The sequence below is a fragment of the Escherichia albertii NBRC 107761 = DSM 17582 genome (assembly GCF_000759775.1).
Classification (GTDB): Bacteria; Pseudomonadota; Gammaproteobacteria; order Enterobacterales; family Enterobacteriaceae; genus Escherichia; species Escherichia albertii.
The window spans coordinates 1-24,587 of sequence record NZ_BBMY01000074.1; the positions used below are offsets into that span (position 1 = coordinate 1).

At 52.4% G+C, this 24,587-nt stretch carries 22 protein-coding genes and 2 pseudogenes; 14 read left to right on the forward strand and 10 right to left on the reverse strand.

Translation table 11 applies throughout. The features are described 5' to 3' along the window. The 5 genes and pseudogenes from astE to astC form a co-directional block, all read right to left on the reverse strand. Positions 1–735 (reverse strand): succinylglutamate desuccinylase (astE, locus tag EA14781_RS13610; protein WP_042335776.1); only part of this gene is annotated, 735 nt, incomplete at its 3' end. Beyond that, entirely contained in the window at positions 728–2,071 is a 1,344-nt protein-coding gene (gene astB / locus EA14781_RS13615) for an N-succinylarginine dihydrolase (RefSeq protein ID WP_000990579.1), read from the reverse strand. The genes astE and astB, both read right to left, overlap by 8 nt. After that, positions 2,068–3,546: a succinylglutamate-semialdehyde dehydrogenase gene (gene astD, locus EA14781_RS13620; RefSeq protein WP_000177334.1), complete on the reverse strand. Its 1,479-nt coding sequence runs from the start codon at positions 3,544–3,546 to the stop codon at positions 2,068–2,070. Before astD ends, astB begins: the two co-directional genes overlap by 4 nt. Beyond that, positions 3,543–4,577, reverse strand: a complete 1,035-nt coding sequence (gene astA / locus EA14781_RS13625) for an arginine N-succinyltransferase (protein ID WP_000989450.1) — start codon at positions 4,575–4,577, stop codon at positions 3,543–3,545. The genes astD and astA overlap by 4 nt, the downstream gene beginning before the upstream one ends. After that, positions 4,574–5,792: pseudogene (astC, locus tag EA14781_RS13630) on the reverse strand (succinylornithine/acetylornithine transaminase). Before astC ends, astA begins: the two are co-directional and overlap by 4 nt. A 443-nt stretch (positions 5,793–6,235) precedes the next feature. Between astC and xthA the strand changes: the two are divergent. From xthA to EA14781_RS13680, 10 genes are all read left to right on the forward strand, one after another. After that, positions 6,236–7,042: an exodeoxyribonuclease III gene (xthA, locus tag EA14781_RS13635; RefSeq protein ID WP_000673943.1), complete on the forward strand. Its 807-nt coding sequence runs from the start codon at positions 6,236–6,238 to the stop codon at positions 7,040–7,042. 167 nt (positions 7,043–7,209) lie between these two features. Then, positions 7,210–7,920, forward strand: a complete 711-nt coding sequence (locus tag EA14781_RS13640; protein WP_000642659.1) for a TVP38/TMEM64 family protein — start codon at positions 7,210–7,212, stop codon at positions 7,918–7,920. Between the two features lie 4 nt (positions 7,921–7,924). Further along, positions 7,925–8,602, forward strand: coding sequence for a lipoprotein YdjY (gene ydjY / locus EA14781_RS13645; RefSeq protein ID WP_000939203.1), 678 nt, complete (start codon positions 7,925–7,927; stop codon positions 8,600–8,602). A 15-nt stretch (positions 8,603–8,617) separates the two neighbouring features. Continuing rightward, on the forward strand, positions 8,618–9,325 hold the full coding sequence (locus tag EA14781_RS13650) for a TVP38/TMEM64 family protein (RefSeq protein ID WP_000975800.1): 708 nt from the start codon (positions 8,618–8,620) through the stop codon (positions 9,323–9,325). Then, on the forward strand, positions 9,325–9,873 hold the full coding sequence (locus tag EA14781_RS13655; RefSeq protein WP_000524091.1) for a carboxymuconolactone decarboxylase family protein: 549 nt from the start codon (positions 9,325–9,327) through the stop codon (positions 9,871–9,873). Before EA14781_RS13650 ends, EA14781_RS13655 begins: the two co-directional genes overlap by 1 nt. A gap of 9 nt (positions 9,874–9,882) precedes the next feature. After that, the gene (locus EA14781_RS13660) at positions 9,883–11,049 is read left to right on the forward strand and encodes an ABC transporter substrate-binding protein (RefSeq protein WP_001215381.1); all 1,167 of its coding nucleotides are present in this window, start codon (positions 9,883–9,885) and stop codon (positions 11,047–11,049) included. Beyond that, the gene (locus EA14781_RS13665) at positions 11,022–12,557 is read left to right on the forward strand and encodes an ABC transporter permease family protein (RefSeq protein ID WP_000235004.1); all 1,536 of its coding nucleotides are present in this window, start codon (positions 11,022–11,024) and stop codon (positions 12,555–12,557) included. The genes EA14781_RS13660 and EA14781_RS13665 overlap by 28 nt, the downstream gene beginning before the upstream one ends. Further along, positions 12,557–13,210 (forward strand): ATP-binding cassette domain-containing protein, encoded by a 654-nt coding sequence (locus EA14781_RS13670; RefSeq protein WP_000946667.1) that lies wholly within the window; start codon positions 12,557–12,559, stop codon positions 13,208–13,210. Before EA14781_RS13665 ends, EA14781_RS13670 begins: the two co-directional genes overlap by 1 nt. A 66-nt stretch (positions 13,211–13,276) precedes the next feature. Next, on the forward strand, positions 13,277–14,575 hold the full coding sequence (ynjE, locus tag EA14781_RS13675) for a thiosulfate sulfurtransferase YnjE (RefSeq protein ID WP_000832674.1): 1,299 nt from the start codon (positions 13,277–13,279) through the stop codon (positions 14,573–14,575). Positions 14,576–14,580: 5 nt separating this feature from the next. Further along, complete coding sequence (locus EA14781_RS13680) at positions 14,581–14,928, forward strand: hypothetical protein (protein WP_241685446.1); 348 nt, start codon at positions 14,581–14,583, stop codon at positions 14,926–14,928. Between the two features lie 292 nt (positions 14,929–15,220). Here EA14781_RS13680 and EA14781_RS13690 read toward each other — a convergent pair whose 3' ends face one another. Then, positions 15,221–15,862 (reverse strand): CDP-alcohol phosphatidyltransferase family protein, encoded by a 642-nt coding sequence (locus EA14781_RS13690; protein ID WP_000886989.1) that lies wholly within the window; start codon positions 15,860–15,862, stop codon positions 15,221–15,223. Positions 15,863–15,948: 86 nt separating this feature from the next. Between EA14781_RS13690 and EA14781_RS13695 the strand changes: the two genes are divergently transcribed. Further along, positions 15,949–16,362, forward strand: a complete 414-nt coding sequence (locus EA14781_RS13695) for a pyrimidine (deoxy)nucleoside triphosphate diphosphatase (RefSeq protein WP_000781855.1) — start codon at positions 15,949–15,951, stop codon at positions 16,360–16,362. On the opposite strand, the gene EA14781_RS13700 is transcribed toward EA14781_RS13695, so the two are convergent. Beyond that, on the reverse strand, positions 16,322–16,594 hold the full coding sequence (locus tag EA14781_RS13700) for a YnjH family protein (RefSeq protein WP_000085246.1): 273 nt from the start codon (positions 16,592–16,594) through the stop codon (positions 16,322–16,324). The genes EA14781_RS13695 and EA14781_RS13700 overlap by 41 nt on opposite strands. Before the next feature lie 236 nt (positions 16,595–16,830). Between EA14781_RS13700 and gdhA the strand changes: the two genes are divergently transcribed. Beyond that, entirely contained in the window at positions 16,831–18,174 is a 1,344-nt protein-coding gene (gene gdhA, locus EA14781_RS13705; RefSeq protein ID WP_000373000.1) for an NADP-specific glutamate dehydrogenase, read from the forward strand. A gap of 179 nt (positions 18,175–18,353) precedes the next feature. On the opposite strand, the pseudogene topB reads toward gdhA, so the two are convergent. From topB to EA14781_RS13725, 3 genes and pseudogenes are all read right to left on the reverse strand, one after another. Continuing rightward, positions 18,354–20,309 (reverse strand): annotated as a pseudogene (topB, locus tag EA14781_RS13710) (DNA topoisomerase III). A gap of 4 nt (positions 20,310–20,313) precedes the next feature. After that, positions 20,314–21,357: a selenide, water dikinase SelD gene (gene selD / locus EA14781_RS13715; RefSeq protein WP_002462270.1), complete on the reverse strand. Its 1,044-nt coding sequence runs from the start codon at positions 21,355–21,357 to the stop codon at positions 20,314–20,316. Between the two features lie 116 nt (positions 21,358–21,473). Next, the gene (locus EA14781_RS13725) at positions 21,474–22,025 is read right to left on the reverse strand and encodes an NAD(P)H nitroreductase (RefSeq protein ID WP_000339272.1); all 552 of its coding nucleotides are present in this window, start codon (positions 22,023–22,025) and stop codon (positions 21,474–21,476) included. Positions 22,026–22,186: 161 nt separating this feature from the next. Here EA14781_RS13725 and sppA point away from each other — a divergent pair, with 161 nt between their 5' ends. Together sppA and EA14781_RS13740 are read left to right on the forward strand one after the other, a co-directional pair. Then, positions 22,187–24,043 (forward strand): signal peptide peptidase SppA, encoded by a 1,857-nt coding sequence (gene sppA, locus EA14781_RS13735; protein ID WP_001259852.1) that lies wholly within the window; start codon positions 22,187–22,189, stop codon positions 24,041–24,043. Positions 24,044–24,162: 119 nt separating this feature from the next. Beyond that, positions 24,163–24,587 (forward strand): SIMPL domain-containing protein (locus tag EA14781_RS13740; RefSeq protein WP_042335779.1); only part of this gene is annotated, 425 nt, incomplete at its 3' end.

A 24,587-nucleotide genomic window follows, 5' to 3' on the forward strand; every position in this document is an offset into this window, starting at 1 on the left:
CCTCTCAATACTGACATTTTCACCCGATAGCAGCGCCGCAATCGCACTGGCGGTTGGCGCAAACTGATGGCGATCGTTTTGCCCAAACGGCAACGCTTTTCCAAGTTCCAGCGTACAGGCCAGGGCACCAAAATGTTCAGCGCTGAAGTGAGTAAACGTCCCGCCCGGCGCCTGATGAAACACCAGCGCCTCCAGTCCCGCCGCCCCCAACCATGTCAGGAAATTTTCATCCCAGGGAATATCCCGTTGCGGTAAAACACCAAACTGCGGATGGTACGAACCGCGAATAGCCGTATGTAAATCGAGGTGCCAGCGAACGGGCTCTTTGCTCTGATCATAAAAATCCTCCAGACACTGCTCCAGTTCACGAGCGCGGCAGGTTTCACCGCTTTCGGCAAATAACTGCCAGCGCCCGCCAAACATTCGATTCATATCGCTATGGCAATAACGCTTCCCTTGTTTTAATGCCGGAGGATTGCCGAGGATCGCCAACAACCGCCAGCGCAGTGGCATTTCTCCGTGATATATCGCGCTAAGCAAGGCGTCCAGCATTTCCACTGGCGCCGTTTCATTGCCGTGGATCCCTGCCGAAAGCACCATCGCGCCTTGCGGTGGTGTTAACGGCGTCAGTTCGAGTAATCCATCGCCCAGCCAGCGCCAGCGAATACCGTTGCTTTCCCTCTCGGTGATGGCGGGCTTTTTCCCTGTCAGAGTCAGGGAGAGAAAATTATCCATTTCCCCCTCCCTCGCGCTGGAACGGATAAACCGAACCGAGATCCAGCAAACGAGTTAGCATATCCAGCGCTTCTCGCCCTTCACGCAGCAACTGCGGGTCGGCCAGATCGGCGGTAGTAAGACGATCGCGATAGTAATGGTCTATCCAGTTATTGAGCGCATTAAACAGCGTATCGTTCATCATCACCGCCGGATTGACTGCCCGACATTCTTCTGCCGTCAATACTACGCGCAAACGCAGGCACGCCGGTCCGCCGCCGTTCGCCATACTCTCGCGTAAATCAAAAACTTTCAGTTCACTGATCGGATTATCGGCGGCAAGCAACCCATTGAGATAACGCCACACTCCGGCGTGCTCCCGGCACTCCTGCGGCAGCACTAACATCATTGAACTATCATCACGGCTTACTAACTGGCTGTTAAACAGATAGGTAGAAACCGCATCCGCTACGGACACCTGCGCCGCAGGAACTTCAATTGCCATAAAACCATTAACCCGCGAACGCAGGCTTACCAGTAATTGCGCCTGGTGAGCAAATGCCTGTTGATGGCAAAACAACACCTGGCGATTGCTCACAGCAATTACATCATTATGAAAAACGCCCTGGTCAATAACGTCCGGGTTTTGCTGGGCGAAAATCACCTGCTGTGGATTAACCTGATTTAGCCTGGCGACTGCCTCACTGGCTTCGCGGGTCTGCCGCGCCGGATAGCGGGAAGGCCGCGAACCGTAACCCTCTTCTCGCCCGTAAACAAAAATCTGCATACCGGGTTCGCCGTAATGACCGCCGAGTCGATTGTGGTTTGCCGCCCCTTCGTCACCGAGCAAGGCCACCTGTGGCAACGCTGAGTGAACGACGAATTTCTCGTCATCGTTAAAAATCGCCTTTAACAATGATTCGGTGATTGGCGCTTCCAGCGAACGGTGAAATTTATTGTTCAGGTTGGCGACCGTGAAATGCACTTTACCATCCAGCGTATCGGCAGACGGCGCGACCGTGGCAGCATTCGCCACCCACATTGGCGACGCGGAACTGACGCTGGAAAGCCAGTGTGGAGCCTGACGGGCAACGTTCTCCAGCACCTGTTCATCGCTGCCTCTGAACCCTAACTGGCGCAAAACCGGAATATACGGACGCTCATGTGGCGGGATCACCGCCTGGGGAAATCCCGCATCGGCAAGGGCTTTCATTTTCAGTAAGCCCTGTTTTGCCGCCAGTCGCGGGTTAGAGACCTGAAAACGGTGGCGAGTGGAGGCTTCATTACCAAACGACAGACCAGCGTAATGATGTGTCAGCCCCACCAGCCCATCGAAATTGACTTCGCAAGCATTCATCGCGCCACCTCATCAGAAAAATCCAGCCCTGGGTTAAGTACGGCGGGCAACGTTAATGAAGATGACTCCAGAGTTGCCATTGGCCAGGCGCAATAATCCGCCGCATACCAGGCGCTGGGGCGATGGTTGCCGGAAGCGCCAACACCGCCGAATGGCGCGGTGCTGGCGGCGCCGGTAAGCGGTTTGTTCCAGTTAACAATCCCCGCCCGCGCTTCCAGCAACAGTTGATCGAATTTTTCCCGCTCGGGGGAAACCAGACCACAAGAGAGGCCAAAACGCGTGTTATTCGCCATGTTAATCGCTTCATCGAAGGTATCGTAACGCCAGACGCGCAATAGCGGTCCAAATACCTCTTCATCCGGCACGCCAGTAACGCCTGTCATTTCAACGATCCCTGGAGTTAGCAGCGATGTTCCCGCTTGTAACAAACGTGGCGCAAGCAACGTTTGCCCACCCAATGCTTCCAGTTCCTGCCAGGCAGTAACAACCTGCTGTGCGGCCTGTTCAGAAATCAGCCCACCAATAAACGGCTGCGGTTCGTCGTCCCAGTTGCCCGGCGTTAAACGCTGGCTGACGGCAACCAGGCGGGCAAGAAATGCATCGCCCTGCGCCCCGTTTTTCAGCAATAAACGGCGGGCGCAGGTACAGCGTTGCCCGGCAGTGACAAATGCCGACTGAATGGTCAGATGGACTGCGGCATCGATATCCGCCATCTTATCGATAATCAGCGGATTATTGCCGCCCATTTCGAGGGCGAGAATCTTTTCCGGCTGACCGGAAAGCTGGCGGTGCAACTGGTAGCCGGTATTAGCGCTACCGGTAAACAGCAAACCGTCAAGATCTTCCAGAGCGCTGAGTACCTGACCGGTTTCGCGCCCGCCCTGGACCAGGTTCAGCACCCCCGGCGGCAATCCAGCCTGCTGCCACAAACGCATAACCACTTCTCCGCTCCACGGTGTCAGCTCGCTGGGCTTGAAGATGATTGTGTTGCCTGCCAGCAGCGCCGGAACAATATGTCCATTAGGCAGATGACCGGGGAAATTGTACGGACCGAACACTGCCAGTACACCGTGCGGACGATGGCGCAAGCTCGCCGCGCCGTCCGGCATTTCGCTGCGCTGCTCGCCGGTACGAACATGATATGCCTTAATTGATATCGCGATTTTATTGATCATCGCTGTCACTTCGGTTGCCGCTTCCCAGCGCGGCTTACCCGTTTCTCTGGCAATAATCGCGGTTAATTCGGCTTTATTGCTTTCCAGCAGTCCGGCAAAACGTTCAACTCTTACCTGGCGATCGCTAAAGGAGAATCGCGCCCAACGCGGAAACGCCGCACGGGCGGCCCGACAAGCCTGCTCGACCTGAGCGGCATTGGCATCATTGCCCTGCCATAACACCTCGCCCGATACAGGATTTCGCTTCACGCGCAGCGCCCCCTGGCCCGTTACCCAGTCACCGTTGATCCATAAAGTCATGCTGTTTTCTCCTCTGCGCACAAACGCACCAGACGAACACAATCCCCGGCGTGACACTTCAGTGCATCAAGTTGCGCGGCAGTTAAAATCAAACGCTCGGTAGCCGGATCGGCGCGCACCAGCACCACACGAAAATGGTGATAATTTTCATTGGCGACCAGGCAGGCCGGAAAATCGCCCTGTGCAGGTTGTCCTTCAGCCACTTCCACCAGCCGGCTTTTGCGGATGGCGCGAACACGGTCGACATCGCACTCCAGCGTCGGCCCACCGTCGAAGATGTCGATATAGTGACGATAGCGGAAACCTTCTTTCTCCAGCACCGCGCGGGCAGGTGCGGTTTGTGGATGCACTTGCCCGATGACGTCCTGCGCTTCCTGGGATAAAAAGTGAGTATAGATTGGGTGTTTTGGCATCAGTTCAGCGATAAACGCTTTTTGACCGGTACCGCAGAGAAAATCGGCGCGGCTAAAATCCATCGAAAAGAAACGCTTGCCGAGGCTTTGCCAGAACGGCGAATAGCCGTGTTCATCGATCACCCCGCGCATTTCAGCGACCACTTTGTCATTAAATTTGTCGCGAAAAGCCGCCATAAACATAAAGCGCGATTTCGATAACAAATAGCCGTTGCCCTCTTTGCGCCAGTCCGGGTCGAGAAACAGCGTACACAGTTCGCTGCTGCCGGTGTGATCATTACTGAGAAACAGCGTCGGTAACGCATTGTAAACATTCAGCTCTTTTGACGCGTGAACCAGCGTGCCAACGCGATAGTTATACCAGGGATCGTTCAGCCCAACCGCCACCTCAATGGCGCAAATACCCGCTACAGTGCCTGTCTCGCTCTCTTCCAGCACAAACACATAACCTTGTTCACTTTTGGGCAGTTCGCCCTGCCAGGTTTTTATGGCCCTTTCGATACGCGCCGAAAGTGTAGCTTCATTGGCGGGTAACGACGTCAGTCCGCCCCCCGTTTTACTGGCAAGCTGCATCAACGCCGCAACATCCGTGCGTTCAACAGGACGGATGACCATCATGATGGACCTCCGCTCACAAAACGTTCGCAGGCTGCTGCAAAGCGATCCAGCCCCGTCGTCACTTCTTCTTCGCTGACATTCAGCGCTGGAGCAAAACGCACCACGTTACCTCCGGCAATCAGCACCAACACGCCAGCCTTTGCCGCTTCTTGCGAAATTTGTTTCGCTTGCCCGGCGTAATCGGCATTCAAAACACAACCAATTAGCAGACCTAATCCGCGGATTTCACTGAACAAACCACAACGGTGATTAATGGTATTAAGACGCTCAACAAACCCGTCGTGGCGCTGTTTAACCCCGTTAAGCATTTTCGGCGTGTTAATAATCAAGTACTTTACCTGCCACCGCCGAGGCCAGCGGATTGCCGCCATAGGTCGTGCCGTGGCTACCAACGGTCATCACGCGGCCGCATTCTTCGGTTGCCAGCAGCGCGCCAACCGGGAAACCGCCACCCAAAGCTTTGGCGGTAGTTAACAAATCGGGCGTTACGCCATAGTGCATATAGGCATACAGTTCCCCTGTGCGCCCGACGCCCGTTTGTACCTCATCAAAAATCAGCAAAGCATTGTGGCGGTCACACCGTTCACGCAGACCTTGTAAAAATGCGTTGCTGGCAGGCACCACGCCGCCTTCGCCCTGGATGGGCTCGACAATCACCGCACAGGTAGAGTCGTCGATCAGCGCGCTGGCAGAGTTAATATCGTTATACGCAGCATGACGAATATCCGGCGGCAGTGGCGCAAAATCTTGTGAATAGGCTGGCTGTCCGCCCGTGCTGACGGTAAACAGCGTGCGCCCGTGAAAGGCATTTTTAAACGCCACAATACCGCTCTTATGGCTGCCGTAGCGGTCGTGAGCGAATTTACGCGCCAGTTTCAGCGCCGCTTCGTTGGCCTCCGCGCCGGAGTTACAAAAGAACACGCGATCGGCAAAAGTCGCGTCGATAAGTTTTTTCGCCAGCCGTAATGCAGGTTCGTTGGTATAGCCATTACCGGTATGCCAGAACTTACTTGCCTGTTCGTTCAGCGCCTCGCGCAGTTCGGGATGCGCATGGCCCAGCGCGTTTACCGCAATGCCCCCCGCAAAGTCGATATACTCTTTCCCCTGCTGATCCCACAAGCGTGAACCTTCGCCACGTAGCGGAATGAACGGTGCCGGTGCGTAAACAGGTATCATCCATTCATCAAAGTTTTCACGCGTAATTGGCTGAGATATAGCGACCTCTGCAGTAAATAAATCGTTATTTATATGTTAATAATTGGTGTGTTTGCGCTGTAAATGTAGATTGCAGGGTTTGTGCCAGCCAGTGACAAAAGTGCATAAACGAGAGCAGCTATCTGGAAATCAACAAGTTATAACCTGATGATATGCATTTAACGTGCATATAAAGTGAATACGTTCGGGATACAGTTGAATAAAAAGGATAAAAAACGAAATGTTATGCAGAAGTGAAATATAATTCTAAAATTGTGATCGTTAACGAAATTTACTGGAAATTAGTGCGCCATTTCGACGCAGCCTGCACCAAAAGCGAGCATTTTTGATCCATCGTTGTCAGCATTAACAACCATCGATCAAATCACTTAACAACAAGCGGTAAGCCAGACGAATTTCTGCTAACATCCCCCCACTCTTTATTTGCAAAAATGGCAGCGACTATGAAATTTGTCTCTTTTAATATCAACGGCCTGCGCGCCAGACCTCACCAGCTTGAAGCCATCGTCGAGAAGCATCAACCGGATGTCATTGGCCTGCAGGAGACAAAAGTTCATGACGATATGTTTCCACTCGAAGAAGTGGCAAAACTCGGCTACAACGTGTTTTATCACGGACAGAAAGGCCATTATGGCGTGGCGCTGCTGACCAAAGAGACGCCGATTACCGTACGTCGCGGCTTCCCGGGCGATGGAGAAGACGCTCAGCGGCGGATTATTATGGCGGAAATTCCCTCGCCGCTGGGCAATGTCACCGTGATCAACGGTTACTTTCCGCAGGGCGAAAGCCGTGACCATCCCACTAAATTCCCGGCGAAAGCACAGTTTTACCTGAACCTGCAAAACTATCTGGAAACCGAACTCAAACGCGAGAATCCGGTGCTGATTATGGGTGATATGAATATCAGCCCCACCGATCTGGATATCGGCATTGGCGAAGAGAACCGCAAACGCTGGCTGCGTACCGGAAAATGTTCCTTCCTGCCGGAAGAACGCGAATGGATGGAGCGTCTGCTCAGTTGGGGGTTGGTAGATACCTTCCGCCACGCTAATCCAGAAACTGCGGACCGTTTCTCGTGGTTTGATTACCGCTCAAAAGGTTTTGATGATAACCGTGGCCTGCGTATCGATCTGCTGCTTGCCAGCCAGCCGCTGGCGGAATGCTGCGTAGAAACCGGCATTGATTATGAAATCCGCAGTATGGAAAAACCGTCAGATCACGCTCCTGTGTGGGCAACTTTCCGCCGCTAATATCTTCATTCTCCTGACTCATTGTAAGTCAGGAGAATGAACCTTGAGAAAAATCAACAAACTGTCAGTAATGATTTGTTCCCCGCCCACCTTTGTTATACCGTCACTGCGTTTTTAGTTGTCTGACCACTTCTCTATTATCAAGTTTTGATATAGGAACCCCCACGATGAAAGCAGAGCATAAATTACTTCTTATCTGTCTTATTTTTGTGCCGTTTATTTATGCTATCCACGCTTTCAATTTATTCGATCTGGTCACTGATTTACCTCACCTGCAAACACTCATTCGCCAGAGTGGATTTCTCGGCTATAGCCTCTATATTCTGTTATTTATCGTCGCCACCCTCTTTCTATTACCGGGAAGCGTACTGGTAATCGCAGGCGGAATTGCCTTTGGCCCGCTATTGGGTACTCTGCTTTCGTTGATTGCCGCTACGCTGGCATCAGCGTGTTCATTCTTACTAGCGCGCTGGCTGGGACGTGATTTGCTACTGAAATACGTCGGCCATACTCATACTTTTCAAGCCATTGAAAAAGGAATTTCACGTAGCGGCGTTGATTTTCTTATTCTGACCCGCTTAATCCCGCTATTTCCTTACAATATACAAAATTACGCTTACGGATTAACCGCGATAGGCTTTTGGCCTTATACCCTTATTTCAGCATTAACCACGCTACCGGGGATCGTTATTTATACCGTGATGGCCAGCGACCTCGCCAGTGAAGACGTTACGCTGCTCTTTACATTAAAACTCTGTCTGGCTGGCCTGATGCTGTTTATTCTCGTACAGCTCGCCAGACTCTATGCCCGACACAAACAGGTGGATCTGTCTGCTTCTCGCCACAGCCCACTTACTCACCCTAAAAACGAAGGATAGAACGATGTTGCAACATTATTCAGTATCATGGAAAAAAGGACTGGCTGCGCTGTGTTTACTGGCAGCCGCGGGGCTTGGTGGCTGCGATCAAAAAGAGAATACGACGGCAAAAGTGGAGTACGACGGGCTTTCGACCAGCCAGCCGCTACGCGTCGATGCCAATAACCATACGGTCACCATGCTGGTGCAAATTAATGGGCGTTTCCTCACCGACGATACTCGCCACGGCATTGTATTTAAAGAGGGCTCCAACGGGCATAAATCGCTGTTTATGGGGTATGCCACACCAAAAGCATTTTATGAAGCCCTGAAACAGGCAGGCGCTACGCCGGGCGAAAACATGACAATGGATAATAAAGAAGCCACACATGTCGCTGGCAGCAAACTGGATATTTCAGTGAACTGGCAAGGCGCGACAAAAACTTATTCCTTTGATGAGGTAATTGTCGATAGTAATAGCAAAAAACTGGATATGCGCTTTGGTGGTAATTTAGCAGCGGCGGAAGAGAAAAAAACAGGCTGTCTGGTATGTCTTGATAGCTGCCCGGTCGGCATTGTCAGCAATGCGACATACACTTATGGTGCGGTAGAAAAACGCGGCGAAGTGAAATTCAAAGGCAATGCGTCAGTATTACCGCCAGATAACACGCTGGCAACGGTTACTTTTAAAGTTGTCGAATAACCCCCAGGATAAAGGATGATGAAGATACAACCGCGTAAAATCTGGTATTACCGTGCCGCCATCATCATCCTGTTGTTCGCCACGCTGCTCGCATGGGCGCTGCTTCCCGGCGTCCATGATTTTATCAATCACAGCGTTGCGGCATTTGCCGCCGTGGACCAACAGGGTATTGAGCACTTTATTCAGTCTTATGGCGCGCAAGCGGCAGTGGTCTCATTCTTTTTGATGATTTTACAGGCCATCGCCGCGCCGCTACCGGCATTCTTAATTACCTTTGCCAATGCCTCGCTGTTCGGCGCATTCTGGGGTGGCCTTCTGTCGTGGACCAGTTCGATGGCTGGCGCGGCGCTGTGCTTTTTTATTGCCAGAGTGATGGGCCGCGAAGTGGTAGAAAAGTTAACGGGTAAAACCGTGCTCGACAGCATGGACGGTTTTTTTACCCGCTACGGCAAACATACTATCCTGGTATGCCGGTTATTGCCTTTTGTCCCTTTCGATCCAATCAGCTATGCTGCCGGTTTGACTTCAATACGTTTTCGCTCGTTTTTTATTGCCACCGGGCTCGGTCAGTTACCGGCGACCATTGTTTATTCCTGGGCGGGCAGCATGTTAACAGGCGGCACATTCTGGTTTGTCACCGGACTGTTTATTCTGTTTGCTCTGACCGTGGTGATTTTTATGGCGAAAAAAATATGGCTTGAACGCCAAAAGAGGAATGCCTGATGGGGTTACCGCCGCTGAGCAAAATTCCTTTCATTTTACGTCCGCAGGCGTGGCTACATCGTCGTCATTATGGCGAGGTGCTAAGTCCTGTTCGCTGGTGGGGGCGGATCCCGTTTATTTTTTATCTGGTGTCGATGTTTGTCGGCTGGCTGGAACGCAAACGCTCACCGCTGGATCCGGTGGTGCGATCGCTTGTCAGCGCGCGCATTGCGCAAATGTGTCTGTGCGAGTTTTGCGTGGATATCACCAGTATGAAAGTCGCTGAGCGCACCGGCAGCACTGACAAACTGCTGGCGGTGTCTGACTGGCGACAAAGCCCATTGTTCAGCGACGAGGAGCGACTGGCGCTGGAGTACGCAGAAGCCGCCAGCGTCACGCCGCCTACGGTGGACGATGCCCTGCGCGCCCGACTAACTGCCCATTTTGATGCGCAGGCACTCACCGAGTTAACAGCATTAATCGGCCTGCAAAATCTGTCGGCTCGTTTTAATTCTGCTATGGACATTCCCGCCCAGGGACTCTGCCGACTTCCTGAAAAACGTTCTTAAGGAGAAATGATGCGCCATTGTGTGTGGTTGCTGGGATTGTTATCGTTATTTTCTTTGGCAACCCATGCCAGTGACTGGCAGGAAATCAAAGACGAAGCCAAAGGGCAAACCGTCTGGTTTAACGCCTGGGGCGGCGATACCGCAATTAACCGCTATCTCGACTGGGTCAGCGGCGAGATGAAAACCCACTATGCCATTAACCTGAAAATCGTGCGTCTCGCCGATGCCGCAGACGCAGTAAAACGCATCCAGACCGAAGCCACGGCGGGGCGTAAAACAGGTGGCTCAGTGGATCTGTTATGGGTGAACGGCGAAAACTTCCGCACCTTAAAAGAGGCCAATTTACTGCAAACCGACTGGGCAGAAACGCTTCCCAACTGGCGTTACGTCGATACACAACTGCCGGTACGGGAAGATTTTTCTGTGCCAACCGAAGGGGCTGAATCGCCTTGGGGCGGCGCGCAACTGACCTTTATTGCCAGACGCGACCTCACGCCACAACCACCGCAAACGCCGCAAGCGTTGCTGGAATTTGCCAAAGCCAATCCTGGTACGGTCACTTATCCGCGCCCACCGGACTTTACCGGCACCGCGTTTCTTGAACAGTTGCTGATCATGCTGACGCCAGAGCCCGGCGCATTAAAAGAAGCGCCGAACGATGCAACTTTTGCCCGCGTTACTGCGCCGCTATGGCAATATCTCAATGCGCTACATCCGTATTTGTGGCGTGAGGGCAAGGATTTCCCGCCCTCTCCCGCACGAATGGATACCCTGTTGAAAGCGGGCTCGTTGCGCCTGTCGTTGACCTTTAACCCTGCTCACGCGCAACAAAAAATAGCCAGTGGCGATTTACCTGCCAGCAGTTACAGCTTTGGCTTTCGCGAGGGAATGATTGGCAACGTGCATTTCGTCACTATCCCCGCCAACGCTAATGCCAGCGCGGCGGCAAAAGTCGTCGCTAATTTCCTGCTCTCTCCTGATGCACAACTGCGTAAGGCAGACTCGGCTGTCTGGGGTGATCCATCCGTTCTCGATCCGCAGAAACTGCCTGATGGACAACGCGAAACATTACAAGCACGAATGCCGCAAGGTCTGCCGCCGGTACTGGCAGAACCGCACGCAGGTTGGGTAAATGCGCTGGAACAAGAATGGCTACGCCGTTACGGTACGCATTAATCTTTCTGCTATGGGCTGTGATGGCGGCGATCTATGCGCCGCTGATCCTGGCTGTTTTCACACTGGCAACGCCGGCTATGTCACTGACAAACTGGCTGGCATTATTTGCCGATCCACAGTTACCACAGGCGCTACTTGCGACGCTGGTTTCAACGTCTATTGCGGCAGTGGGCGCCTTGCTTATTGCCCTGCTGGTGATTGTGGCGCTATGGCCTGGCGCAAAATGGCTGCGCTTGTGCGCTCGTCTGCCGTGGCTACTTGCCATCCCACACGTCGCATTTGCCGCCAGCGTCCTGCTACTGTTTGCAGAAGGCGGTCTGGTGTATGACTATTTCCCTTTTCTCACCCCGTTGATGGACCGCTACGGCATCGGTCTTGGTATTGCCCTGGCGGTAAAAGAAAGCGCCTTTCTGTTGTGGATCTTGTCTGCGGTACTCAGCGAAAAACGTCTGTTGCAACAAGTGATTGTACTGGATTCTCTGGGCTACAACCGCTGGCAATGTCTGAACTGGCTGTTGCTGCCCTCCGTCGCTCCCGCACTGGCTATGGCGATGCTGGCGGTTGTGGCATGGTCGCTGTCGGTTGTGGATGTGGCGATTATCCTTGGCCCGGGCAATCCACCGACGCTGGCGGTAATAAGCTGGCAGTGGTTAACCCAGGGCGATACTGACCAACAGACGAAAGGCGCGCTTGCCTGCCTGCTGCTCATGCTGTTACTCGCCGCCTGCGTTTTGCCTGGCTATTTACTGTGGCGCGCCTGGCGGCGCACTATTCCCCGGGAAGATGGCATTCGCCAGCGTACTACTCCCTTACTTCCCGGCAAAGCTCTGGCACAGTTCTTACCGCTTACTGGCGTACTCTGTTTATTGTTACTGGCGATCCTCGCGGATCGGTCGACGATCAACAACGAAGCCTTGTTTAATAGTCTGGAGATGGGGCTGGTCGCGACATTCATCGCTGTAATCATATTGTTGCTGTGGCTGGAATGGGGGCCGAAACGTCGGCAGTTCTGGATCTGGCTGCCTATATTATTACCGGCGCTGCCGCTGGTCGCAGGTCAGTACACATTGACGCTGTGGCTGTATCTGGATGGTAGCGAGTCGGCCATAGTTTGGGGGCACCTGCTGTGGGTGATGCCATGGATGCTGTTTATTCTACAACCTGCCTGGCAGCGCATCGACTCGCGGTTAATTCTGATTGCGCAAACGCTGGGCTGGTCACGTGGTAAAATATTCTTTTATGTAAAATGCCCGTTAATGCTACGCCCTGCGCTTATCGCATTCGCTGTCGGTTTTTCGGTGAGTATTGCGCAATATATGCCGACGTTATGGTTGGGCACGGGACGCTTCCCGACGTTGACCACCGAAGCCGTAGCGTTAAGCAGCGGCGGCAGCAACAGTATTCTTGCCACCCAGGCGCTATGGCAACTGCTGTTGCCGCTATTGGTTTTTGCCCTCACCGCTTTAATGTCAAAATGGGCCGGTTACGCCAGACAAGGACTCCGCTAATGCTTCGCGTAAAAAATGTTTCACTGCGTTTGTCTGAAACCCCTTTGCTGGCAAACGTCAACTTTACGGTAGATAACGGTGACATTGTCACGTTAATGGGCCCATCAGGCTGCGGCAAATCAACCCTGTTTTCGTGGATGATCGGTGCGCTTGCCGGGGAGTTTTCCTGTAGAGGCGAGTTATGGCTTAATGAGCAACGCATCGACGCTCTGCCCACTGCCCAACGCCAGATTGGCATTCTTTTCCAGGATGCGCTGTTATTTGACCAGTTCAGCGTCGGGCAAAATTTGTTGCTGGCGCTACCGTCGACGCTCAAGGGGACAGCGCGGCGCAATGCCGTGAATGATGCGCTTGAGCGTGCGGGGCTAAGTGGAACTTTCCATCAGGATCCCGCAACTCTGTCTGGCGGGCAACGCGCACGCGTTGCCTTGCTACGCGCCCTTCTCGCCCAACCCAAAGCATTACTACTTGATGAACCGTTCAGCCGTCTTGACGTAACTCTGCGTGATAATTTTCGTCAGTGGGTATTTAATGAAGTTCGCAAACTGGCGATCCCCGTCGTTCAGGTAACTCACGATCTTCAGGATGTTCCCGCCGATAGTCCCGTTCTGGATATGACGCAATGGTCAGAAAATTACAACAAGCTGCGATAACGCAAAGTTTTTCCTGATACGTCAGTTCAGAATGACGCACTCAAAACTACAATGTCGGGATTTTCGATGAAACGTGTTTCTCAAATGACCGCGCTGGCAATGGCTTTAGGGCTGGCTTGCGCTTCTTCGTGGGCCGCTGAACTGGCGAAGCCTCTTACACTTGACCAGCTTCAACAACAAAATGGCAAAGCGATAGATACTCGCCCCAGCGCGTTTTATAACGGCTGGCCCCAAACCTTAAATGGCCCTTCCGGTCATGAACCTGCCGCCTTAAATCTTTCTGCGAGCTGGCTCGACAAAATGAGCGCCGGACAACTCAATGAATGGATCAAGCAACATAACCTGAAAACCGATGCGCCGGTAGCGTTGTACGGAAATGACAAAGATGTCAAAGCCGTCAAATCACGCCTTCAGAAAGCAGGCTTCACAAAAATCTCCACCTTAAGCGACGCCCTTAGCAATCCTTCCCGATTGCAAAAACTACCGCACTTTGAGCAGCTGGTTTACCCGCAATGGCTGCACAATTTGCAACAAGGGAAAGAAGTTACGGCGAAACCTGCTGGCGACTGGAAAGTCATTGAAGCGGCCTGGGGCGCACCGAAACTTTATCTCATCAGCCATATTCCCGGCGCCGATTACATCGATACCAATGAAGTGGAAAGTGAACCGCTGTGGAATAAAGTCTCTGATGAGCAACTGAAAGCGATGCTGGCAAAACACGGCATTCGTCATGACACCACTGTTATTCTTTATGGTCGCGACGTTTATGCAGCAGCGCGCGTGGCGCAGATTATGCTCTACGCAGGAGTGAAAGATGTACGCCTGCTGGACGGCGGCTGGCAAACCTGGTCCGACGCGGGTCTGCCCGTTGAGCGTGGTACACCACCGAAAGTGAACGCGGAACCGGATTTCGGCGTGAAGATCCCAGCACAACCGCAACTGATGCTGGATATGGAGCAAGCGCGTGGCCTGCTGCATCGCCAGGATGCATCGCTGGTCAGCATTCGCTCCTGGCCGGAATTTATCGGCACTACCAGTGGCTACAGCTATATCAAACCAAAAGGTGAAATTCCGGGCGCACGCTGGGGACACGCAGGCAGCGACTCAACCCATATGGAAGATTTCCATAATCCAGACGGTACGATGCGCAGCGCCGATGATATTACCGCTATGTGGCAAGCATGGAATATCAAACCGGATCAGCAAGTCTCGTTCTACTGCGGCACCGGCTGGCGTGCGTCAGAAACCTTTATGTACGCACGGGCAATGGGCTGGAATAACGTCTCCGTGTATGACGGCGGCTGGTACGAATGGAGCAGCAATCCGAAAAACCCGGTAGCAACGGGCGATCGTAAACCGGAATAGCGAAAGTGCCTCTGTCGGGTAACGGCGTTACCCGACATGACCTGGAGAGTACCCCCGATTGTGCAGGCTATTTTTCACTGCCACCGGAGTATCCCGGCAACTCATGGATTAAGGATAATCAATACATGATAAGTGAACAACGGCTTAATGACATCGCAACTCTCGCACTGGTATTGCTGGTGATCCTGCCAATCATCGCTGGTATCAGCGTGGCACTAAATAGTTGGCAGAAACATAATGCCGGGCCGGACTATGTAGGTAAGCACTGGCGCGTTTGGCGTGATGCGATTCTGGCGATTGTTATCAGTGCCGGCGTTGGCTTTCTGCTTTTCATCGCATGGCTGACGAGTTAACCCCTTTTAAATTTAGCTGTTTATCTTTTTTCCTGTTAGCTGGAATAAAGGGCCCGACATGTATGTTTCAATTCCCTTCTTTCACGCCTTTATTGGCTATGTCGTGATATTTCCCCTACTGGCAAGCCTCATCGTCGCTATTTTGGTATGGCGAAGAATCAAAGCCGCTGAGGAGAGTTCCAGTAAAACGAGCTGGATTATCTGGACCATTTTGCTCATCTCAGGGCTCACGCTCGTGGTCTGTGTTTTTCTGGGTTTAGCTTTTTTGATCATAACGACCCGATAATCGCATTTATTGCCCTCTATCGCTTTTTTGTCGTTCCTCATATCCTCTCAGCGTCAGATAACCACTCCACACTCGCGTAAATGTCGTCATCCAGCAGAGCGCGCCAAAAATCCACGCAAACCACGGAAAATGTGTCGGAAAGAGACAGCTCAGCACAAACAGCAAAATCGTCTCGCTGCCTTCTGTTAGTCCGCCCAGATAGTAAAACGATTTATGTGCATAGCCCGGATTATCAATCGGGTGCTTCGCCGCCAGCGCCGCAAAGGCAAGAAAACTGCTGCCTGTGCCAATAAATGCGAACAGCAGCCAGCCGCCCGCCAGCGCGTTTTGTTCCGGTGCAGCGAGAATAAACCCGAACGGCACCAGCGCATAAAAGAGAAAATCCAGCGAGATATCCAGAAAACCTCCCGCGTCGGTTAACCCTCTGCGCCGGGCCAGCGCACCATCCAGACCATCAAGAAATCGGTTCAGCAAAATGGCCATCAGCGCTGGCAGATACCAGCCAAGTGCCAGAAACGGTAACGCCAGCACGCCGATGGCAAACCCCGTCAACGTTAAACCATCAGGGGTAATTGCAGGTTTATCCAGTAGTCGTACACATTGGTGCAACAACGGTTTTATTCGCGGATGAAGATGGCGGTCTAGCACAGGTACTCCTTACATATAAAGCCCTTCTGATTGGGCAACTCTGCGGATATTATGGCATTTTTCACTTATCTGCCCGTGTGTAATTTATGAAAATGATTGATGTTGTTGCCGCCATCATCGAACGTGATGGCAAAATTTTACTCGCGCAACGCTCCTCCCAAAGCGATCAGGCGGGATTATGGGAATTTGCCGGAGGGAAAGTGGAAGCAGGAGAAAGCCAACCACAAGCGTTGATACGCGAGTTACGCGAAGAGCTGGGTATCGACGCGACCATTGGTGAATATATTGCCAGCCATCAGCGGGAAGTTTCGGGTCGGATGATTCATCTCCATGCCTGGCACGTACCGGCGTTTTTCGGTACGTTACGGGCGCACGAACATCAGGCACTGATCTGGTGTCTGCCAGAAGAGGCATTGCAACATCCACTAGCCCCTGCTGATATTCCGCTACTTCAGGCGTTTATGGCTTTACACGCCGCCAGACCAATGGATTCGTACTAAGGGTTTTGTCATCCCGCTGGCATTGCAACAAAACGCCTTCCGCCTTAATTACTGCTCCTTCAGAATAATTTTGATCCTGATAAACGCAGCACTGATTACAGGGCTGCGCAGACTGTCCAACTGAACTAAACACCTCCGCCGGCACATTAACTTCTACGTCCGAACGATTATGCGGGTTAGCCAGCGCCAGGAGCGGAAATGCCAACACGACAGCGAACAATGCTCGACTCACAGGAAACTCCTTAGTTTTTGTTATCTCTGCTACTGATAACGGTAGCCTGGCGGCAAAACTTTAGCGTCTGAGTCATTGCATTTGGTGATGAGATTCATCTCGTTATTAATTTGCTTTCCGGTGTCATTTTTTTCTTGCTTAACGTCACATTCTTGATGATATAGTCGAAAACTGCAAAAGCGCTTTACGCACACAACACAAACACAATCGTATTAATATATAAGGGTTTTATATCTATGGATCAGACAAATTCTCTGGAATCATTCCTCAACCATGTCCAAAAGCGCGACCCGAATCAAACCGAGTTCGCGCAAGCCGTTCGTGAAGTAATGACCACTCTCTGGCCTTTTCTTGAACAAAATCCCAAATATCGCCAGATGTCGTTACTGGAGCGTCTGGTTGAACCAGAGCGCGTGATCCAGTTTCGCGTGGTATGGGTTGACGACCGTAATCAAGTACAGGTCAACCGCGCATGGCGTGTCCAGTTCAGCTCCGCCATCGGCCCGTACAAAGGCGGTATGCGCTTCCACCCATCAGTAAATCTCTCCATTCTCAAATTCCTCGGTTTCGAACAAACCTTCAAAAATGCTCTGACTACCCTGCCGATGGGCGGAGGTAAAGGCGGTAGCGATTTCGATCCAAAAGGAAAAAGTGAAGGCGAAGTGATGCGTTTCTGTCAGGCGTTAATGACCGAGCTGTATCGTCACCTGGGCGCAGATACCGACGTTCCAGCGGGCGATATCGGCGTTGGTGGCCGTGAAGTCGGCTTTATGGCAGGGATGATGAAAAAGCTCTCCAACAACACCGCCTGCGTCTTTACCGGTAAGGGGCTTTCTTTTGGCGGCAGCTTGATTCGCCCGGAAGCCACCGGTTACGGTCTGGTTTATTTCACAGAAGCGATGCTGAAACGCCACGGTATGGGTTTTGAAGGGATGCGCGTTTCCGTTTCAGGTTCCGGCAACGTCGCTCAGTACGCTATCGAAAAAGCGATGGAATTTGGCGCACGCGTAATTACCGCATCAGACTCCAGCGGCACCGTGGTTGATGAAAGCGGATTTACCAAAGAGAAACTGGCACGTCTTATTGAAATCAAGGCCAGCCGTGACGGTCGCGTAGCAGATTACGCCAAAGAATTTGGTCTGGTCTATCTTGAAGGCAAACAGCCGTGGTCCGTGCCGGTTGATATCGCCCTGCCATGTGCGACCCAGAACGAGCTGGACGTTGACGCCGCACATCAGCTTATCGCCAATGGCGTTAAGGCGGTCGCCGAAGGGGCAAACATGCCTACCACCATCGAAGCGACCGAGCTATTCCAACAGGCAGGCATACTATTTGCACCAGGTAAAGCGGCTAACGCTGGCGGCGTAGCAACATCGGGGCTGGAAATGGCGCAAAACGCTGCGCGTCTGGGCTGGAAAGCCGAGAAAGTTGATGCTCGTTTACACCACATTATGCTGGATATCCACCATGCTTGTGTTGAACACGGCGGCGAAGGAAAGCAAACCAACTACGTACAAGGCGCGAACATTGCCGGCTTTGTGAAGGTTGCCGATGCTATGCTGGCGCAAGGGGTGATTTAAGTCATCAGACAACTTTGCCGGATGAGGCGTGAATACCTTGTCTGGCCTACGAAAATCTTCTGAATCTGAGAACAGATATCTGTAGGCCTGATAAGACGCGCAAGCGTTGCATCAGGCATTTGTGCCGGATGCGGCGTGAATACCTTATCCGGCCTACGAAAACCTTCTGCATTAACGCATTATATTATCGCTCCATTACCGGCCTCTTCCGATGGCGGGCTTTTTTTCGACGTTCGCTTGCGCGGTGAAGCCTTTTTCTTCTATTCACCACTGCTCGGGGCCACTATGCCACGAAACTGCCGTACCGGTGTACGTTTTGCCTGATCAATCAACTGATACAACGTTCCCACCAGCGGCTGCATAAAGTCCTGGTAGCGACACTGTTTTTCGCTGATTTGTGTCAGTACCGATTCCCAGTGCGCGGTCATATCCGGTCGCGTGGCCATTTCTGGCAACGAATGGAATAACGCTTTTCCGGCGTCAGTGGAGTGGATATAGCGCCCTTTTTTGGTCAGGAAGCCACGCTTGAACAGCAGTTCAATAATCCCGGCGCGAGTCGCTTCTGTCCCCAGACCATCGGTGGCACGAAGGATCTTTTTCAGATCTTTGTCCTGCACAAAGCGCGCGATCCCGGTCATTGCCGAAAGCAGCGTCGCGTCTGTGAAATGACGTGGCGGCTGGGTTTGCCGCTCCACCACTTCACCTTTCTCGCACAGCAGCTCATCGCCCTTCGCTACTACAGGCAGCGGCGTACCGTCGTTTTCTTCGTCACGCTCTTTGCTGCCTAACAGCGCACGCCAACCTGCTTCAGCAAGAAAACGGGCTTTAGCAACAAATTTGCCTTTGGCGATTTCCAGTTCGATAACACATTTACGGAACACGGCATCCGGGCAGAATTGCATCAGATACTGACGGGCAATCAGGCTATAGATCTTCGACTCGTTCTCCGTCAGGTTGATGGCAGAACTGCGAGCGGTCGGGATGATAGCGTGGTGCGCATCCACCTTTTTGTCATCCCAGCAGCGATTACGTATATCCGAGTCAACTACTGGCTGTGGCAGAAGATCCGGCGCATGAACGCCGATGGCATTCATCACCGCATGACGTCCGGCGAAATGTTCTTCCGGCAAATAACGACAATCGGAACGCGGATAAGTAATCAGCTTGTGGGTTTCGTACAATTTCTGACAGATATCAAGCACGTTCTGCGCACTCAGCCCAAAACGCTTTGCCGCTTCAATCTGTAATGTCGAAAGCGAAAACGGCAGCGGTGCTGATTCTGATTCCCGTTTATCGTTATAGCTGGTGACAATCGCTGGCTGACCACTGATGCGGTTAACCACATGCTCCGCCAATGGACGATGCAACAAGCGCCCTTCTTCATCCTGGTACGGCTCACACGCTTCGCTCGGCTGCCAGATAGCGGTAAACCGCTCATCGGCAGGCGTCACAATATGCGCTTTGACTTCAAAGAAATCTTTCGCCACAAAGTGTTCAATTTCTTCGTCGCGGCGCACCACCAGCCCAAGCACTGGCGTCTGTACGCGCCCAACGGAAAGCACGCCCTGATAACCCGCATTACGTCCCAGAATGGTGTACGCGCGAGTCATATTGATGCCGTACAACCAGTCGGCACGCGCCCGCGCCAGCGCAGACACGCACAACGGTACAAACTCGCTGTTGGAACGAAGACGCTCAATCGCCCGTTCAACGGCCTGCGGGTTCAGGTCGTTAATTAAACAACGCTGAACTTGCTGACGCTTTTCCGGCGCCAGTTGCAGATAATCCAGCACTTCATCTACCAGCAATTGCCCTTCACGATCCGGGTCTCCGGCATGAATGACTTCGCTGGCTTCGTGCAAAAGGCGTTTGATGACGTTAAGTTGTTTAGTCACGGAAGGCCGCGGCTGCAACTGCCACTTTTCCGGGACAATCGGCAGATCCGCCAGATTCCAGCGCGCATAGCGGCTGTCGTAGACATCTGGCTGCGCCTGCTCAAGCAGGTGACCAATACACCAGGTCACCACTTGACCATTGCCGCATTCGATAAAGCCATCGCCTTTACGGTGCGGTTTCGGCAAGACATCGGCAATAGCGCGCGCCAGACTCGGTTTTTCGGCAATAAACAACCGCATTGAATTAACGGATCTCAACCATGGCACGACCACCACGCGCAGGCACCAGCTCGCCAATCGCCGTCAGTTCAATACCAAATTCGGCTGCGGTAGCTTTAACCTCGTTTTCTGCTTCTGGCATAACAGCCAGCAACAAACCGCCGGAAGTTTGCGGATCGCACAGCAGATCACGCACTTCACGCGGCATTTCGCCCATCAGATGACCGTAGCTGGCGAAGTTGCGTTCGGTGCCGCCAGGCACTGCGCCCAGCTTAATGTACTCTTCTACGCCCGGCAGTTTCGGAATTGCTTCGTAGTTCACGCGCGCCTGGACGCCTGCACCCTGACACATTTCACTCAAATGCCCCAGCAGACCAAATCCCGTGACGTCGGTCATCGCTTTTACGCCTTCAATGTTGGCAAAGGAGGCGCCTGCGATGTTCATTCGGCACATGACTTCCGTCGCCAGGCCCTGATGTTCCGGCTTCAGCAGTGATTTCTTCTCGGCAGTGGTGAGAACGCCAATTCCCAGCGGTTTAGTGAGGAACAATTTGCATCCGGCCTGTGCGGTACTGTTTTTCTTCACTCGTTCAGTTGGGACGATCCCCGTCACCGCCAGACCGAAAATCGGTTCCGGGGCATCAATGGAGTGACCGCCTGCCAGCGCAATCCCCGCCTGACGGCATGCATAACGACCACCTTCGGTCACTTCACGGGCAATTTCCGGGGAAAGTTTACTAATCGGCCAGCCGAGGATCGCAATCGCCATAATCGGTTTTCCCCCCATCGCGAAGATATCGCTGATGGCGTTAGTCGCAGCAATACGACCAAAATCGAAAGGATTATCAACGATCGGCATAAAGAAGTCGGTGGTGCTGATAACGCTGGTGCCATTGCCCAGATCGTACACCGCCGCATCGTCGCGGGTTTCATTACCCACAAGCAAATTCGGATCAACAAACTTCGCCTGCTCGCTGTGCAGGATGGTTTCCAGCACTTTTGGGGAAATTTTACAGCCACAGCCAGCGCCGTGGCTGTATTGGGTCAAACGAATCGAGTTCTCGCTCATGGACATCTCCTGTCAATGCAATCCGGGTATGGTAACCCTCATTCCGTGACGTGATAAGTGAGAGTGTCTGAATTCCTGCGCCTTTGCTCACAATCCAGACAGTTTCGCGGTTATTATCAGAAATAAGTCACAAACGGCGTCGGGTCCGGGACGTTTATCGACGAGGACGCTTTCAGTTGCGGCGTACCGAGGTAGAGGAATCCAACAATTTTATCCTGCTCCCGGCAACCGAATGCTTCGCGCACTACCGGGCTTTCAGTTAACGCACCACTGCGCCAGATGCCGCCAAACCCCTGGGCGATCGCCGCCATTTGCATTGCCATCACCGCGCATCCGGCAGACATTTCCTGTTCCCAGCACGGGACTTTATGATTTTCTTCACATTTCGCCACCACCGTTATGATGAGCGGTGCACGGAACGGCGCATTACGGGCTTTGTCGATAGCTTTGTCATCGCCACCGGCAGCAATCGCTCCCTGCTCCAGAACAGCGCTGAAACGCTCGCGCCCTTCCCCTTCAATCACAAAAAAATGCCACGGTTGCATGGACTTATGATCTGGTGCTCGCATCCCGGCACGCAGGATGTTTTGTAGTTGCTCACCCGTCGGAGCGGGTTCTGCCAGGCGGGAAGCGCTACGGCGATTGATCAATAGTTCGAGTGCATCCATTTGATTAACTCCTGTCGTGATGTTTATTCACAAAATTAACACGAGAGCGGATTTTGTTACAGCACAGTCCGCGATTCCTGCTGACAAGTGCCGATTGGGTCATTACGATAACCACATCTAGCGCGCCTGCGACAGGTGTAATGTTTAGTCTGGGAGAATACATGCGAACCCTTTGGCGATTTATTGCCGGATTTTTTAAATGGACATGGCGTCTGCTGAACTTTGTCCGTGAGATGGTACTCAATCTGTTCTTTATTTTTCTCGTGCTGGTTGGCGTGGGGATCTGGATGCAGGTGAGTAATAGTGATACCAAAGAAACTGCTGGCCGCGGCGCATTGCTGCTTGATATTTCCGGCGTTATCGTCGATAAGCCTGACAGTTCACAACGCTTTAGCAGATTAAGCCGCCAGTTGCTTGGCGCCAGTTCCGATCGTCGACAGGAAAACTCGCTGTTTGACATCGTTAACACCATTCGCCAGGCAAAAGATGACCGTAACATTACCGGCATCGTGATGGATCTGAAAAACTTTGCGGGTGGCGATCAACCTTCAATGCAATACATTGGCAAAGCCCTGAAAGAGTTTCGTGACAGCGGTAAACCGGTTTATGCCATTGGCGAGAATTACAGTCAGGGGCAATATTATCTCGCCAGTTTCGCCAACAAAATTTGGCTGTCTCCGCAAGGTGTGGTCGATCTGCACGGCTTTGCCACCAACGGTTTGTACTACAAGTCGTTGCTGGATAAGTTAAAAGTTTCCACCCATGTGTTCCGCGTCGGTACGTATAAATCTGCCGTAGAACCGTTTATTCGTGATGATATGTCCCCTGCGGCCCGTGAAGCTGATAGTCGCTGGATTGGTGAACTGTGGCAAAACTATCTCAACACCGTTGCCGCTAACCGCCAGATCCCTGCTCAGCAGGTATTCCCTGGCGCGCAAGGTTTGCTTGATGGTTTAACCAAAACCGGCGGCGATACTGCGAAGTACGCGCTGGATAACAAACTGGTCGATGCGCTGGCATCAAGTGCCGAAATCGAAAAAGCGCTGACCAAAGAGTTCGGCTGGAATAAGGCAGATAAAAATTATCGCGCCATCAGTTATTACGATTATGCACTGAAAACGCCGGCTGATACCGGCGACAGCATTGGAGTGGTATTTGCCAATGGCGCAATTATGGATGGCGAAGAAACTCAGGGGAATGTTGGCGGCGATACCACTGCGGCGCAAATCCGCGACGCTCGTCTGGACCCGAAAGTAAAAGCGATTGTTCTGCGCGTAAACAGTCCTGGCGGCAGCGTTACAGCTTCTGAGGTGATTCGCTCTGAACTGGCGGCAGCCAGAGCCGCAGGCAAACCAGTGGTTGTGTCAATGGGCGGCATGGCGGCTTCCGGTGGTTACTGGATCTCGACGCCTGCCAATTACATCGTGGCAAACCCAAGCACTCTGACAGGTTCCATCGGTATCTTCGGCGTAATCACCACCGTAGAAAACAGTCTGAATTCGATTGGTGTGCATACTGATGGCGTCTCTACGTCCCCACTCGCGGATATTTCCATTACCAAAGCTCTACCGCCGGAGGCGCAGCAGATGATGCAGTTGAGCATCGAGAACGGTTATAAGCGCTTTATCACGCTGGTTGCCGATGCGCGTAAGTCAACGCCCGAGCAGATTGATAAAATCGCCCAGGGCCACGTCTGGACTGGTCAGGATGCGAAGGCCAACGGTCTGGTTGATAGCCTCGGTGATTTTGATGATGCGGTTGCCAAAGCGGCGGAGCTGGCCAAACTGAAGCAGTGGCATCTGGAATATTACGTTGATGAACCCACCTTCTTTGACAAAGTGATGGACAACATGTCAGGTTCAGTTCGGGCGATGTTGCCAGAAACGTTCCAGGCCATGCTGCCTGCACCGCTGGCCTCAGTGGCTTCGACCGTGAAAAGCGAAAGCGACAAGCTGGCGGCCTTTAACGATCCACAAAACCGTTACGCATTTTGCCTCACCTGCGCCAACGTGCGTTAGGTCCTGCAATTACGTGGCCGATATGCTGTCGGCCACGCTCCTGATTCGGACTATTTTTCAATAACAGCCTCAACTACATTCATTGCCTCATTCATTTTGCATCTGATAAGGAATCATCAGTGAATAAGGCACCTTCATTAATTGCCGCTATTGTCCTTGGACTGGGGATCAGCGCCTGTGGTTATTTCGTCGGCGATGGTGTTAAACATTTAAAAACCAATAACCGTTATGTCAACGTACGGGGGCTTTCGGAAAAAGAAGTATTAGCCGATACCGCAGAATTAAACATTGCCATTACACAAAAAGGCAATGTTCCGACAGAGCTTTTTCCTAAACTGGAAGACGCGCAGAATAAAATTGTTGCAGAGTTCAAAGCGCTGGGCATTAGTGACAAAGAGTTAAGTCTGGGTCAATGGACCATCAAACGGACGGATTCCTTTTATCTCAAAGATGATCCAACGTTGCCTCGCTATAATGCTGACGGCTCGATCACAATAAAAACCCATAACATTGCAGCGATGAAAAAAGTGGTCGCTACACTTGG

Excerpts from the sequence above, each read along its gene's own strand:
- EA14781_RS13665 (WP_000235004.1), top strand. The coding sequence starts at position 11,022 with ATGGCTACGCCGTTACGGTACGCATTAATCTTTCTGCTATGGGCTGTG.
- astD (WP_000177334.1), bottom strand. The coding sequence starts at position 3,546 with ATGACTTTATGGATCAACGGTGACTGGGTAACGGGCCAGGGGGCGCTG.
- EA14781_RS13725 (WP_000339272.1), bottom strand. The coding sequence starts at position 22,025 with ATGGATGCACTCGAACTATTGATCAATCGCCGTAGCGCTTCCCGCCTG.
- gdhA (WP_000373000.1), top strand. The coding sequence starts at position 16,831 with ATGGATCAGACAAATTCTCTGGAATCATTCCTCAACCATGTCCAAAAG.
- EA14781_RS13650 (WP_000975800.1), top strand. The coding sequence starts at position 8,618 with ATGATGAAGATACAACCGCGTAAAATCTGGTATTACCGTGCCGCCATC.
- ydjY (WP_000939203.1), top strand. The coding sequence starts at position 7,925 with ATGTTGCAACATTATTCAGTATCATGGAAAAAAGGACTGGCTGCGCTG.
- astB (WP_000990579.1), bottom strand. The coding sequence starts at position 2,071 with ATGAATGCTTGCGAAGTCAATTTCGATGGGCTGGTGGGGCTGACACAT.
- xthA (WP_000673943.1), top strand. The coding sequence starts at position 6,236 with ATGAAATTTGTCTCTTTTAATATCAACGGCCTGCGCGCCAGACCTCAC.
- ynjE (WP_000832674.1), top strand. The coding sequence starts at position 13,277 with ATGAAACGTGTTTCTCAAATGACCGCGCTGGCAATGGCTTTAGGGCTG.
- EA14781_RS13655 (WP_000524091.1), top strand. The coding sequence starts at position 9,325 with ATGGGGTTACCGCCGCTGAGCAAAATTCCTTTCATTTTACGTCCGCAG.
- EA14781_RS13670 (WP_000946667.1), top strand. The coding sequence starts at position 12,557 with ATGCTTCGCGTAAAAAATGTTTCACTGCGTTTGTCTGAAACCCCTTTG.
- astA (WP_000989450.1), bottom strand. The coding sequence starts at position 4,577 with ATGATGGTCATCCGTCCTGTTGAACGCACGGATGTTGCGGCGTTGATG.
- EA14781_RS13695 (WP_000781855.1), top strand. The coding sequence starts at position 15,949 with ATGAAAATGATTGATGTTGTTGCCGCCATCATCGAACGTGATGGCAAA.
- EA14781_RS13660 (WP_001215381.1), top strand. The coding sequence starts at position 9,883 with ATGCGCCATTGTGTGTGGTTGCTGGGATTGTTATCGTTATTTTCTTTG.
- sppA (WP_001259852.1), top strand. The coding sequence starts at position 22,187 with ATGCGAACCCTTTGGCGATTTATTGCCGGATTTTTTAAATGGACATGG.
- selD (WP_002462270.1), bottom strand. The coding sequence starts at position 21,357 with ATGAGCGAGAACTCGATTCGTTTGACCCAATACAGCCACGGCGCTGGC.
- EA14781_RS13640 (WP_000642659.1), top strand. The coding sequence starts at position 7,210 with ATGAAAGCAGAGCATAAATTACTTCTTATCTGTCTTATTTTTGTGCCG.